Source organism: Nakamurella sp. UYEF19, from assembly GCF_040546275.1.
In the GTDB taxonomy this organism is placed as follows: Bacteria; Actinomycetota; Actinomycetes; order Mycobacteriales; family Nakamurellaceae; genus Nakamurella.
This window is the reverse complement of record NZ_JBEPNO010000002.1, coordinates 338,888-352,864: the sequence shown is the minus strand read 5'-3', so window position 1 is coordinate 352,864 and position 13,977 is coordinate 338,888. Positions and strand designations below refer to the sequence as shown.

Below are 13,977 nucleotides of genomic sequence, written 5' to 3'. Positions count from 1 at the left end.
GTGTCTCACTTGACTTGACAGATAGCGAAGTGCCGGCGTTCCAGGACCGGGTGGCCGCCCTGCGTCCATTCACCGTCCCCGGACTCGACTTCATCCGCCAGGTCGCCTCCGAGCTAGCCGTGGCGCACAACCAGTGGGAGCCGGAGTTCATCGGTGCCCGGTTGGTCACCGCTGAGATCGCCGCCGGGTTCCGCCCCGAAACTGACTTCCCCCGCCGGTTCGACCGGGAGGTATGGGGCCACGCTCCCACCCCGCCCGAGGCACCCGATCCCGATCTTCCCGAGTCTGCCCGCGACGGGTCCTTGTTCCCGGTGGCACCGTCCGTCGTCCCCGCGACCGTGTCCGTGGGCGTGGTCGACCACCAATCCGCCGCCGAGGCCGTCGACAGCCCTGGTGACCTGGACGTTCCGCCGCCGGTAGCGGTGCCGATCGGACCGCGGACCGGTGAGCCGATCGACTACCGCCACACCGGCGTCCAGGTTCCGTCGGCCGGCAAGCCCGCGCGGGCCGCCGCGAACCTCGCCGCGCTCCGGACCTTGCGCCAGCTCACCGACGACCACCGCTACGCCACCGCCGACGAGCAGCAGAGCCTCGCCGGGTGGACCGGTTGGGGTGCCCTCCCCGACGTCTTCGAACCGTCCTACGCGCAGGCGGCAACGCCGTGGTGGCACAACCGGCAGGAAACCCTCGAGCGGGCCGCCTACGAACGACTCCAGGCCGCCAGCCCCCGGTCCGCCGCCACCGTCCTGCGGCTGAAAACGGAAAACCCGGTCACACCAGGTGATCTGCCCGCAACCATCGCTGGCCTGCGGACGGTTCGCGCCTCGATCGCCGACTTGCACCGCGGCGGCACCAACTCCACCGCCCTGGCCTTGGACGAGCTGGGACACGCCTACGCCGAGATGATCCGCGCCGCCGAATGGGACGGGTTCCGCGCTGAGCTACGACCACTGCTCACCCAGGATCAGTGGAACGCCGCCGCCGCGTCAACCCTGAACGCCCACTACACCGAACCGTCCATCGCCCAAGCCATGTGGACCGCCCTGGAAGGACTCGGATTCACCGGCGGCCCCGTCCTGGAACCCGGCTGCGGCTCCGGCACCTTCATGGCCACCGCCCCCGCCACCGCCCAGCTCACCGGCGTGGAACTGGACCCGATCACCGCCGGCATCGCCGCCGCCCTGCACCCGAACGCGACTGTCCTCACCGAAGGGTTCGAATCGCCCGACTGGAACCCCGACACGTTCACCGCCGCGATCGGCAACGTCCCCTTCGGCGACTACCGCGTCTACGACGCCACCTACAACCCCGCCGGCCACTCGATCCACAACGCGTTCATCTCCAAAGCCGTTGCCCTCACCGCACTCGGCGGCATCGTCGCGGTTTTGACCTCCAGCTACACCCTGGACGCCGCGGGCACCCGAGCCCGCGACGAGATCCACACCAACGCCGACCTCGTCGGCGCCGTCCGCCTCCCCAGCGGAGCGTTCCGCGCCACCGCCGGCACCGACGTCGTGGTCGACCTGCTGATCCTGCGACGACGGGAAGCCGACCGTGCGCCAGCACCTCGCGATCAATGGCGCACCGCCGCTCCACTGACCACCGACACCGGCGAACTCGTCGTCAACCGGTACTTCCACCACCACCCCGATCATGTCCTGGGCACCCTCACCGCCGCATCCGGCAGGTACAGCAACGACGAAATGCGGGTCACCCCGAACACCGACACCACACTCACCGAGCAGCTCACCGCGGCGCTGACCGACATCACCGCCCGGGCCGTGCGCAACGGCCTCACCGTCACCGCACCCAGCAGCGGACTCGCCCCGGTGAAACTGCCCAACGCCGAAGTCCCGATCGCCGCCCGACCGGGCACCAGTATCGCCGCCGACGCCGGTTTGCGGCGGCTCAGCCCCGTCACCGGCCAATGGGAACCGATGACTTTCAGCCGGGTCGGGGATCAGACCGGAGCGCAGATCACCGCCGAGGCCCGAACTCTGCTGCGCCTGCGGGATCTGGCCGAACCGCTCATCGCCGCCCACGACCAGGCCGACAACATGCAGGCCGCCGGCGAACGCGCCGAACTGCGCGACCAGCTCGCCGCCGCCTACCATGCCTACACCGCCGCGCACGGACCCATCAACCGGACCGTCGAAAAGGGCACCACCCAATGGATTCTCGTCCGGAACCTCGATGAATCCGAGATCGACCCGGAGTGGCCGACCCGGCAGCGCCAGCTGGGCGGCCAACCCGAATTCACCGACGCCGGCGACCCAGTCATGCAGGTCCAGGTCCACCGCAACGTCCACATCCGCCCACCGGCGGTGGAACGCCTCCGCGTCGACCCCGGATTCGCGACCGTCCTCGCCCTGGAAGTGTTCGACGCCGACACCCAGACCGCCCGGCCCGCGCCGATCCTGCTCGGCGACGTCATCTCCGACCGCCACCAGACCCTCGTCACCGCTGACCCGGCCGAAGCCCTCCGGGTCGTCTCCGACAACTCCGGAACCGTCGACCTGGACGCCATCGCCGCCATCCTCACCGAACCCGACGGCTACTCCAGCATCACCCCCGACCGGGCCCGGGAACTACTGGGCACCCTGGTCTATGACAACCCGGGCGGCCTGACCCGCGACGTACCGGTGACCCTCACCCCCGACGCAGATGCCACCCGCCAATTCATCGCCGCCCACACAGCGCCGCCGGGCGGCATCGTCCCGGCCGCTCAATACCTGTCCGGCAACGTCCGCCTCAAACACGAGAACGCAGTGGCCGCGGCGCTCACCGATGACCGGTATCAGGTCAACGTCGCCGCCCTCGCCGCCGCTATCCCCGCCGATCTGACGCCGGCCGACATCGAAGCCCGACCCGGTGTCACCTGGATCGACCCTTCCGACTACGCCCGCTTCCTGCGCGAAGTGTTCGAAGCCGAAGACTCCACCATCACCTGGCTGGAAGCCGCCGGCTGTTTCGACCTCGACGTGTCGCCGAAGGACCGCGGCAAGACGGTGGTCGACCTGCGGTACGGCACCGACACCCACGACGGCTACGCCCTTTTCGAGTCGCTGCTGTTCAACACGCCCGTCCTGGTCACCAAAACTGTCCTGGACTACGACGGCAACCCGCGGGACGTACCCGACGAGGAAGGCACCGCCGCCGCCATCGCCAAGCGAGAGGCGATCGCCCACCGGTTCAGCACGTGGCTGTGGGAAGACCCCGACCGCGCCAATCGGCTCACCGCCGTCTACAACCGCCGGTTCAACACCCACGTCGCCCGCCGCTACGACGGCTCCGGACTGACGCTGCCCGGCCTGGGCACCCACTTCCGGCCCCGCGCCACCCAGGTCGACGCCGTCGCCCGGATCACCAGCGAACCCACCACGCTCCTGGACCACGTCGTCGGTGCCGGGAAAACCGGCACCATGGCCATGGGTGCCATGGAACTCCGCCGGCTCGGCCAAGCCCGCCAACCCTGGCTGGTCGTCCCCAACCACATCGTGGAGCAGGTCGTCCGCGAGGCGAAGCAGTGGTACCCGGCCGCGCAGATCCTCGCCGGACCGTCGGCGACCACCCCGGAATCCCGCCGGGAATTCGCCGCCCTGTCCGCCACCGGCGACTACGACCTCGTCGTCTGCCCCGAATCCCTGTTCATCGGCATCCCCGTCTCCGCCGCCGCGCAGACCAGCTACATCGACGACCGCCTCGACCAGCTCCGCACCGCGCTGCTGGCCCGCAAAGACGCCGACGCCCGCAGCAAATCCTCAGCCACCAAAGCGATCCAGGCCGCCGTGAAGCGCCTGGAACGGAACCTCAGCAAGGTCGTCAGAACTGCCGACAACCCCGCCGTCCGCAAAGACATCGGCCTGACCTTCGAGGCCACCGGCTGCGACTACCTGTTCGTCGACGAATTCCACCACTACAAGAACCGCCAGGTCATCTCCGGTGAACGAGACCTGGCCCGACCCGAGGAAGCCCAACGGGCCACCGACATGGCCATGAAACTGCAACTCCTACGGGAACGCGCCGCGGCCGCCGCCCGCACCGACCCGGACCGGCCGCTGCGGGTCGCGACCATGGCCACCGGAACTCCGCTGCCCAACTCGCCCCGCGAGATGTGGGTCCAGCTCAGCTACGTCGCCCCGGAACTGCTGGAGGAAGCCGGACTGGCGGTCTTCGACTCCTGGGCCAAACAGCACCTGCGCGCCGTCACCCGCCTGGAGATGAAACCGACCGGCGCCGGATTCCAGTCCAAGACCCGCGTCAACCGGTTCGTCAACGTCCCCGACATGACCCGCATGTGGCAACAGATGGCCGACGTCGTCACCCGCGACCAACTCGACGTCGCCCTCCCCGAGCTGGACGCAGGAACCCGCACCCAGCACGTCCTGCCCCGATCGGAAGAACAGGCGCTGTACTCCCGCGAGCTGGAGGCCCGCTCCGCCGCCCTCAAGATGGGCGGCATCGACCCGACGATCGACAACATGCTCAAGGTGTCCGGCGACGGCCGCAAAGCCGCCCTGGACCCTCGCCTGGCCGATCTGGACCCAGACCCGGCCGGCGGCCGCCTCGGCTCCCTCGCCGACACCATCGCCACCACCTGGCAGGACACGAAGGACCGGATCTACCTCGACCCGAACGGCGACCCATCACCCCGACCGGGGTCCCTGCAGATCGTCTTCTGCGACCAGTCCACGCCCAGCAACACCTGGAACGTCTACCGGGAACTCAAATCGCTGCTCATCGACGCCGGCATGGACCCCACCACCATCCGGTTCATCCACGAAGCCGGAAACTCCGACACCGCCCGCGCCGACCTGTTCGCCAGCTGCCGCGACGGCCGAACCCTCGTCCTCATCGGCTCCACCCACAAAATGGGCACCGGCGCGAACATCCAAGACCGCGCCGTCGCCTTGCACCACGTCGACCCGCCCTGGCGGCCGGCCGACATCGAACAACGCGAAGGCCGAATCATCCGCCAAGGCAACCAGAACGTGAACTTCGGACCAGTCCGTGTCCACACCTACATCACCGAACAAACCTTCGACGCGTTCTCCTGGCAAGTCGTCACCCACAAAGCCCGCACCATCGCCCAAGTCCGCGCCGGCGGCACCGCCCGCCACATCGACGTCGACGACTCCGACACCGTCTCCTTCGAACAACAAGCCATCGCCGCGTCCGGCGACCCCCGCATCCAGCAGCGCTACCAAGCCCAGCAAGACCTCCAGCAACTGGAAATGCTCGAGCGGGCGCACCACTCCGAGCAACGCCACCTCACCTTCACCGTCCACCAAATCCGCAACAAACACGCCGACCTCGAACGGGAACTCCCGAACCGGCAACGCATCGCGCAGCGCACCAGCAGGCAACTCGACGGCGACTTCGCCGCCGAGCTCGACGGTGCCCGCTACACCAGCCGCAGCGATGCCGGCCGCGCCCTGTTCCACCTCGCCGGGCCGTACAACCCCCACACCGGGCGGGTCCTGGCCGTCAACCGACAGATCGGCACCTGGGCCGGCCTCGCACTGTGGATGACCGCGGTCCCCGGCACCGACCAGAAGATCAGGTTCCACTTCCCCGAACTCGCCAACGAAATCAGCGGCGGCCCGTCCCCCACCGCCGCCTACGCCGACCTCAAAGACATGGCCTCCCCCACCACCCCCGGACTCGGACTGGTCATCCGCATCCAGAACCACCTCGCCAAACTCGACAGCGTCGTCGCCAACCTGCACACCGAATTCCTAGGCACCGCCGGACGCATCGCCGACACCGAAGCCCTGACCCAACCGGACTTCCCCGACGCCGTCCGGATCACCGACCTCCGCCGGCTCATCCGGACCCTGGACGCCGAGATCGCCGCCGACCAAGCCGAAACCGAGACACCCCAAGGACAACCGCTCCGCCCCCCGAACTGGCTGACCCACCTACCGCCCGCCGCCGCCGAGACATTCACCCACAGCTCCCGCCTGCACAAACTGTTCCCCGACGGCATGACCACCATCAACGAGATCCGACCCGGCGACATTCTTCCCGCCGAACGGGCCGGCGACGCCCCACGAAGAGTCATCGCCGCTCGCGGGTGGAGCACCCGCACCCTCACGGTCGCCAACCTCGCCACCGGCGTCACCACCGAACTCACCAAACGCCCCACCACCAAGACCGGAATCCTCGGTCGCCCCACCGACAGCCTCACCGCCCGCGAACTGCTGATCCTCAACGTCGGCAACGGTTCCCGGCTCCTGCCGATCACCGAACTGACTACCGGTCAACACGTCACCATCACCGCGCTGCCGCTGGGCGGCGGCCCCGAGCAGGTCTACACCGGAACCGTCACCGACCCAGGAGACCCCCACCGAGAAGCCCGGAACATCATCACCCTCACCGTCGCCAACGGTTCCCGGCAGATCCGGCAGCAACCCGACACGGTGCTGGTCGTCCACCCCAGCACAGTGCCACCCCCACCGCCGGCACCACCGGCGGCCGAGCCGCGCCGGCACCTACGTGCCGTGCCGAATCCTGATTCCACGGAATCAGCGGCGCAACCCGAACCATCGCCGATCACCGCCGCAGCTGCTCACCCCAACCAGCTCAGTGCGGCACTGCTGCACGAATCGGATCAGCTCGTTGTTGACCGGGATCTCCCGTCCACACTCCCGCAATCCCCCGGGCCGACGAACCCTGGTACGCCAACATGCGACGGTATGCGGATTGAGCACGGACCGGCCGGGACCCAGGTCGTCGGCACCAGGCGCGACGACACTGAGCTTCGAGGTCTACTCAAAGAGGGCAACTGGAAATGGTCGCCGCGCCGGACCAGCTGGGTGCAGACCAGCAACACCGGACTCGAACGGCGCACCCACCGCGTCCACCAGCTCATCGCTGCCCTTCAACAGATGGGACGGGCCATAGCCGTCCACGCCCACCCCGACGACCCCGCACCGGGCAATACCCAGCCGGTAGGCCCCGCACACGACAACCCGCAACCGCTCCGTCCCGGACCGCTGCGATAGCTCAACCACCGATGCCCCACCAGCAGGCATGCCAAGGTCCTCCGACGCGCCGCCGCCCGCACCTGAGCTGGGCGGGGACGCCGGCATGACTTCGACGCCGCAACCGGCCGCCGTGATCGAACACGGGCCTGTCGGCACTCGCGTCCACGGCGTCGACCCTGCGAACGCTGAACTGCGGACTGCGCTGACCCAGCTCGGCTTCAAAGCGGCCAAGACCTACTACTACCTGCCCGCCGACACCGGACACGCCCGCCGCACCCACCGGGTTCACGAGCTCCGCAGCTTCGGAGCCAATAACGCCCAACATTTCCTGCTCCGCCCCTACCCCGGACCCGGGGGGCCGCAAGCACTCTCACCTGCAACCCCAACAATGCCGAGCCTGAACCGCGACGTCGGACGCCGCTAAACCCATACCAAACGGAATAGGAGCCCCTCAAGATGACCGCGCCCCAAAGCATCTGGATCTCGGTCCCACACCCAGACGACCCCGCGGGGCCTCCCATCTACGAAGGGCCAGCCGAAGACGCCTACCGCTCACTGGTCCCAGGCATCTATCAGGCCGACCCAGGCGAGGACTCCCCAGAGCCCATATCCGTGCTGGTCGAGCAGAACTCCTCCCACATCCAGGAAACCACCGGACGCGGCGACCGGGAGTATGTCGCCGGGGTCTTCTGGGGCCAGTTCACCCCCCACCTCACGGCCGCCGGCTACCCACCGGAGGTGGTGAACGCGGTGATCGGCGACCACGTCGAACGGTCCTCCACCGAGCAGCTCCGCTCCGATTGCGACCGCGGCCAACACGACAACCGCCTCGCGCTGAACATGCTGCTGCTGGCCGAACTCGGCACCGCCGCCGTCGCGATGCTCGGCCGAGAACCGCAACCAGGCACCAACATCGCCTGGAACCGAGAAGGATTCCAATACGCCTACGGCGATCACGCCGACTCTATGATCGCCGAGCTGACCAACCGCATCTCGGTCGCACTCGGTGGGCACTCGACCCTGTCACAGGCAGCTGACCGGACCACCGGACCGCAGGAGCGACTGGCCATCGAGTACGTCGCATCGCTCCCAGGACTCGAGATCGTTGCGGCACTCACCGGCACCGACAACAACCCCGCGGACATCGAACTGATCGCCGGCCAGATCCGGCAGACCCATCCCGAAGCCATCAACCTGGCGGCCGCCAATTACTGGCAGCACCAGTACACCCAGGCGATGACCGGCGAGCTGCAACAGGCTGGCTACCCGGCAGAGGTTGCGGCGACGGTGGTCGCCGCCTCCGCGGAATCCACCGTCGACTGGATGGACTACGCACGCGCGGTGAACAGCCCCGAAATTCGCCTCACCTTGCTCCCGGCGCTCGGCCGCGCCGCCCTGGCCAGCGGCGGAGCCGAACCCGTCCCAGGCACCAACGCCCGTTGGCAGCTCGCCGCCGAAATCATGACCGGCGGCACCCTCCCGCTCAGCCGAGCCCAGGCCGAGGCCGCCGCCGACCAACACACCCAGCAGCGGCCACACGCCGCCCACCTGGACACCTCACCGCCGCAAACCACCATGACCATCAATACATCACCCACCGGCGTCCGACTCACCGTCGCGCCCAACCACCCAGGCTATGCCGAGCTGGCAGAACACCTGGATGCCAACCACTTCCAACCCGTCATCGACGAACTCGGCACCTGGACGATGCCGACACCGGAGGCCAACCGGACCCGCACCAACTTCCGGCTATCCGCCGTCAAAGCCATCGGCCCGCACCTGGGCTTCTCGCTCCTGGAAACCGCCGGGGCGGCACCGGCCGGCCCCAGTTACGCAGCCACCACCGCCCCGAGCATCACCGAATCGATTCACCGCGCCTTCCCGCAACGCTGACCCCAACCCCGGAGCAGCGACCAACCGAAAGGAACCCGTCATGACCTCACGGATCACCGCCACCGGCCACATCGCCGGCGACATCAACTTCGGCTATAGCGCCAACGGACGCGCCTGGGCCAACGCCCGCCTCGCCGTCAACCAGGGCTACACCGACCGCACAAACAACAAGTGGGTCGACACCGGCACCGACTTCTACCCCCTCGCCGCCTTCGGACCCAACGCCGAACGGCTGATGGAACACCACAAGTCCGGCGACCGCATCACCATCGCCGGCCGACCCGAACTGGAAGTGTTCACCCGCCGCGACAACACCGCCGGAGCCGAAATCAAAGTCACCGTCGACACTCTCAAAGCCGCACCGCTGCGCCCGAGCACACCGGACAGCACCGTCGAACGCGCGCTGACCGCCGAAACCCCCGAACCAGCGGCCCTCCGAGCCGAGGAACCCCACGTCATCCACGGCCCCGACACCATCCGCGTTGCCGGCGTCTCCAAAGACGACACCGACCTGCATGCCCTGCTCAAAGCCGACGGCTTCAAGTACGCCGCCGCCACCAAGTCCTGGAACCTGCCCGCCGACCTCGGAGCCGAACGCAGCCAGTTCAAGGTCAACCACCTGATCGCCGCCGCCGGCGAAGTCGGCATCTCCATCCCCGAACACATCACCCCCACGACGGCGGCCGCCGCGACTGCCGGTCCCGCCCCGTCCGTCGACCAGGCCCGCGCAGCAGAGCAGACACTCACCCGTTGACCCGCTCCAGCCCCAACTCCGGCCCGGCACCGCTGCACCACAGGTGCCGGGCCGGTCGCGTTTTCCACCCAAGCGCGTAGCACACCGCCCACCCGCGCATTCCGACGTGAGCACAATCCGAAGGAGGAACAGTTGTGACCGAGCCGATCGAAGATGCCGCACCAACCCCGATGCCAACCCCGATCCTCTGGGACACCCTGGACGCCTTCGACTACCAGAGTCAGATCACCGACCTCGCGACGTGGATCCGGTGGCTCGTCACCACCTACATCGTCCCGGAAGGGACCATCCCGCCCTGCTGGTTCTCCCACCCCAACCTCCGGGAAGAACTCACCCACCTCTGGCTCGGCTGGCAACAGGCCCATCACCCCAGCATGGGACTGGGCCGCACCGGGATGGACTGGGACGCCGGCCGCGAACAGGCATTCGACCGGCTACGCCAGATGAGCGGAAACTGCAACACCAGCCGTGGCCACACCCCAATCGACACACCGCGCCTACCGGAATGGTCCATCACCCTTTTCCACGAAGCCCTCCAGCAGGAGCGAACGACCCGCACCGGACGCGCCGTACACGCCGCCCGCCAGGCAGCAGCGGCTGAAGTACTCCAAGACCACGTCGACGCCGTCCACCAGCACATCGACGAAGCACTCACCGCTGGCGGTGACGACCCCGCCAACCCATCCCCAGAAGCCGTCACCCGCGCAGTGCACGCAGTCACTGACGCTCTGCACGATGTTGCCGCCGCCGCCGGCGAAGCCGCCGACACCGCCACCGACTCGCTCATCGGGGAAGACCAACGGATCCTGGACACCCAGCAGCTCACCGCCGCCGAAACGATGCTCGCCGCCCACATCAGCAACCGCAACCCGGAGACCCCGAACGCCCAAGCCCACTGGATTCGCACCCTGCTGCGCCTGGAAGACCCGGCCACCACGGTGAAAAGGGTCATCACCAAAGCAAAACGAGCGGCCAGAGCGGCGGCGAAGACACCGCCGGATCTCAACCCACCCGACTGACTACGCCGATCCGGCAGGCGACGGCGAGCGCCGCGTCACTGCTCGTCGGCCTCGTCCGCGGCGAAGGCCGGTCGCCGAAGCCGGCGCATCTCAGCGGCCATGGTCGCCACCAACGCCGGCGACCCGACCGCCCGTGGCAGCCGCCGCCACTGCGGTGAACTATCCCAGATCAGATGCAGCCGTTCATGATCGGATTTGCACAACGCCACCAGATCACTGTGCCGCTCCGCACCCATCCGAACATAGTCGTGGTGATGCAGCTGCAATCGTTCCGTGGAACCGCAGACAGCGCAACGGCTTTCACCGTTGCGCTCGGCGTCGGTTTCAAACCACTGCGACCGCCGGTCCTGCCACGCCCGCGACCGCATGTACCGGTCGTACTCGGCCCGGATTCCCGGCCGCTCCGCTGTCCACTTCGATCCCTGCCGCGGCGGTCTCACCACCCCCGATCACTCCTCGCGGACGACACGGGACACCGCCCCGATCGCCGTCTGCACGGCCAGGAAATACGGCATCCCCGGCATCCGCGCCTCCATCGACTGCAGCTCCGCCGCGATCAAAGCTCGGCAGCGCCCGCACACCGCGACCACTTCATTCACCTGCTCGAATCGGAAGTTCTGGAAGTCCACATGCAGCAGGTCGACATCATCGGTGGTGAAACAACAGGTACATCTCGGCAGTCCGCCGAACTGTTCGTCGTACCACTCCAGCCACCAACCGCGCCGCTCGTGCCAGGCAGCCGATGCCAGGTACTGCGCCACCACATCGTCACCGGGGTGACCTGACATCGGCACGTTCCTTCGCAGCCTCAATGATCTTGTCCTCCCAGAAGTCCTGGGACGCACGCCATTCTCCCAAGTAATCCTTCCGCTGGTAATACGGCTCCATCGTCACGATGATCGGTGCGGCGCTGCCCACCATCATCAGCGCCACCCCCTCAGGGAGCTGCACGATCTCCGACGCCAGCAGCACCGGCACCGACCGGACCGAGGACGACACCGAAAACGACGACCCACCACCACCGGAATCACTGCGCGACTGCGACCACGTTTCCTCATCGCGGACCCCGACCAGCGTCTCCAGATCCTTCAAGTCCGACGCGACCGCGCCGCCCCGCAAGAACACCTTCACCGTCGCCGACCCGAGCATCGAAGCGGCTCGTTGATCACCCCACTTGTCCCGACCCTGCGCCAACGACTGCAGGTACGCCCTAGTGATGATCCCCGACCCGCCGTAGGCCGACAGATACTCCGGGAGTTTCGGCAACGGCGAGAAGTTGGCGATCTCATCCAGCACCAACGTCAACGGCGGGTCCAGCCTCGACTTCAGCGACCCATCAGCTTCCCGCCGCGCTACCCGCACCACATCAGCGATCAACGCCGACAACAACTTCGACGCCGGATGCCCCTCATCAGCCAACAGATACAACGTCCCCTTGGCGTACAGGAACGCCTTGACGTCGAATTCTTCGCCCGGACCCGGGTTGAACCGCTCCCGCACAGCAGCAATGTCCAAGCCCTCCAAGGCGGAAACCACACCGCCCCACTCGTTTTCCAGCTTCGTGTGGTTGCCCTCCAACTTTTCCCGCAGAATCTGCGCCCAGCCCATCTCTGCCCGCTCCGGCATGCTGTCCAAGATCCGGACGGCCTCCATCGCCGCCAGCGGCGACTTCGTCCACATCCACAGGTCGTGGATCGACCTGCGGCCCAAGGCCGCCGCGTGCAGCAGTGTCTTCAACGTCTCCTTCGTCTTCCCCTCCCAGTACGAGGCGTTTTCCACTCCCTTCCCGCTGTCGGCCGCCAGCACCTCCGCACGGATCTGAGCGGTCTCGCCGTCCTCGCACCCCCGAATCACCGACCAGCGGAACGAATTCGGCAGGCCGCTCACCGCGCCGTCGGCCGACAACACCGCCACCGGCCCGACCTCTCGCCGCGCCTCGAACGTGGGAGTCAACGCATCCGGACGGGTCGAAGTGACAATGACCGCGCCCGGCGCATCCAAAATGGCGTTGATCACCGTGAAGACGCCCTTGCCCGCCCCGGACGGCGCACACACCAAAACCGAATCACGGACCGAGGTCCACACACCCTCCCCCCGCGAGAATCCCCACCGCCACCCCAGATCGGTGGGCTGCACCTTCCCGGTGCCCAGCAGGTACCGGACCATCGCCGATGTCTCCTGCGGCATCAACGGCGGGTCGAACCGCCGCGGCAACCCCACCGACTCACGCGCATCAGCCAACAGCTTCGGCCGCAACGACTCCGCCTTCTTCACCAACGTCATCGGTCCGACCTCACGACGCAGATCCGCGGTCGTCGCGACACCTTCACGGTCCAAGAGCTTCTGCGTCCGCTTCTCCGGCGTCTCCTCGCTGACCCGGGCCCGCCACCACCGGACCACCCGGACCACCCCGTACGCCGCGGCGCTCACCACCACGATCTGAACTGGCCAATAGACAGCGGGCCCAGCAACCTGGGAAGTCCAATCCCACCCGGGCCGACCCGGTTTCAACAACCCCGCAAAGCCGGACAGGAACCCTCCGGAGGCGAAACCGTGCCCGGCCAGCAGCGCCGCGACCTGCCCACCGAGCCACATCAGCGCGACAAAGCTGAACAACGACGCACCAACCACGCAGGCCAGCACCGCCTTCGGCGACAGCACCGGCTCCTTCGTGAACGACTTCGCCATGTTCACAGCAGACCCTTCGCATGCTTGCCCGTCGCCGCCGGCCGGTCATGATGACTCGGGCGATGTCGGGGTATCCGAATCGGCCAGCCGCCGCCGGAGTGCGTCGAGGCCAAACCGCCCAGCACCAACGCCGCCGCCGCCCGCACCCGTTCCGCATTCACGATCGGGTCGCCCCACGGCACGGCCGGCGGCGACCAACTCAAACCGTGCGCCGACCGCACCGCGGCCGTCACCGAATCCACCAACGCCGAGTCGCCGATCGCTCTGCCCTCCAGCTGCAACGCCCGCCGACACACCGCAGCCAACAGGTCACCAGAGCCCGACTCCAACTCGATGTCCCACAGCTGCGCCAGCACGTCAACGCTGGACACGAACCGCTGCCCCACCCGCGCCGGAGCCCGCTGCTCGCTCACCAACACCGGCATAACAGCGTCCGCACCGCCGTGCGGCAGCGGCAGCCCAGCAGCGGCAAGAACGGACGGTCGCCACACCCACACCGCGGACGGATCGCCGGCACCAACGCCTCCGCCTGCGATCCTCCACTGGGCGACGCTGCCCACCGTGGCCGGCGGAGCCGGCGCACGCTGCGCGCACACCAGCAGCACGTTCACGCAGTGCAAACCGTGGAAATGGC

Annotated in this window: 9 protein-coding genes; 5 read left to right on the top strand and 4 right to left on the bottom strand. The window is 67.9% G+C overall.

Annotated elements, in window-relative coordinates:
- The first annotated feature begins 14 nt into the window (after positions 1-14).
- The 5 genes from ABIB25_RS04770 to ABIB25_RS04750 all read left to right on the top strand — a co-directional run bounded on the left by ABIB25_RS04770 (position 15) and on the right by ABIB25_RS04750 (position 10,655).
- Complete coding sequence (locus ABIB25_RS04770) at positions 15-7,007, top strand: helicase-like domain-containing protein (RefSeq protein WP_354527271.1); 6,993 nt, start codon at positions 15-17, stop codon at positions 7,005-7,007.
- An 85-nt stretch (positions 7,008-7,092) separates the two neighbouring features.
- Positions 7,093-7,413, top strand: a complete 321-nt coding sequence (locus ABIB25_RS04765) for a hypothetical protein (RefSeq protein WP_354527270.1) — start codon at positions 7,093-7,095, stop codon at positions 7,411-7,413.
- A 32-nt stretch (positions 7,414-7,445) separates the two neighbouring features.
- The gene (locus ABIB25_RS04760) at positions 7,446-8,882 is read left to right on the top strand and encodes a hypothetical protein (RefSeq protein ID WP_354527269.1); all 1,437 of its coding nucleotides are present in this window, start codon (positions 7,446-7,448) and stop codon (positions 8,880-8,882) included.
- 40 nt (positions 8,883-8,922) lie between these two features.
- On the top strand, positions 8,923-9,636 hold the full coding sequence (locus ABIB25_RS04755; protein WP_354527268.1) for a single-stranded DNA-binding protein: 714 nt from the start codon (positions 8,923-8,925) through the stop codon (positions 9,634-9,636).
- A 134-nt stretch (positions 9,637-9,770) separates the two neighbouring features.
- Positions 9,771-10,655, top strand: a complete 885-nt coding sequence (locus tag ABIB25_RS04750; RefSeq protein WP_354527267.1) for a hypothetical protein — start codon at positions 9,771-9,773, stop codon at positions 10,653-10,655.
- A 35-nt stretch (positions 10,656-10,690) separates the two neighbouring features.
- Here ABIB25_RS04750 and ABIB25_RS04745 read toward each other — a convergent pair whose 3' ends face one another.
- The 4 genes from ABIB25_RS04745 to ABIB25_RS04730 form a co-directional block, all read right to left on the bottom strand.
- Positions 10,691-10,891 (bottom strand): hypothetical protein, encoded by a 201-nt coding sequence (locus tag ABIB25_RS04745; protein ID WP_354527266.1) that lies wholly within the window; start codon positions 10,889-10,891, stop codon positions 10,691-10,693.
- Between the two features lie 213 nt (positions 10,892-11,104).
- On the bottom strand, positions 11,105-11,443 hold the full coding sequence (locus tag ABIB25_RS04740; protein ID WP_354527265.1) for a hypothetical protein: 339 nt from the start codon (positions 11,441-11,443) through the stop codon (positions 11,105-11,107).
- On the bottom strand, positions 11,424-13,343 hold the full coding sequence (locus ABIB25_RS04735) for a type IV secretory system conjugative DNA transfer family protein (RefSeq protein WP_354527264.1): 1,920 nt from the start codon (positions 13,341-13,343) through the stop codon (positions 11,424-11,426). Before ABIB25_RS04735 ends, ABIB25_RS04740 begins: the two co-directional genes overlap by 20 nt.
- A gap of 2 nt (positions 13,344-13,345) precedes the next feature.
- A complete protein-coding gene (locus ABIB25_RS04730) occupies positions 13,346-13,954 on the bottom strand; it encodes a hypothetical protein (protein WP_354527263.1) in 609 nt (202 codons plus the stop codon).
- Between the last annotated feature and the right edge of the window lie 23 nt (positions 13,955-13,977).

What these genes read in the sequence shown, in the direction of transcription:
- ABIB25_RS04765 (WP_354527270.1), top strand. Translation starts at nt 7,093, where the DNA reads ATGACTTCGACGCCGCAACCGGCCGCCGTGATCGAACACGGGCCTGTC.
- ABIB25_RS04755 (WP_354527268.1), top strand. Translation starts at nt 8,923, where the DNA reads ATGACCTCACGGATCACCGCCACCGGCCACATCGCCGGCGACATCAAC.
- ABIB25_RS04745 (WP_354527266.1), bottom strand. Translation starts at nt 10,891, where the DNA reads ATGGGTGCGGAGCGGCACAGTGATCTGGTGGCGTTGTGCAAATCCGAT.
- ABIB25_RS04735 (WP_354527264.1), bottom strand. Translation starts at nt 13,343, where the DNA reads ATGGCGAAGTCGTTCACGAAGGAGCCGGTGCTGTCGCCGAAGGCGGTG.
- ABIB25_RS04740 (WP_354527265.1), bottom strand. Translation starts at nt 11,443, where the DNA reads ATGTCAGGTCACCCCGGTGACGATGTGGTGGCGCAGTACCTGGCATCG.
- ABIB25_RS04760 (WP_354527269.1), top strand. Translation starts at nt 7,446, where the DNA reads ATGACCGCGCCCCAAAGCATCTGGATCTCGGTCCCACACCCAGACGAC.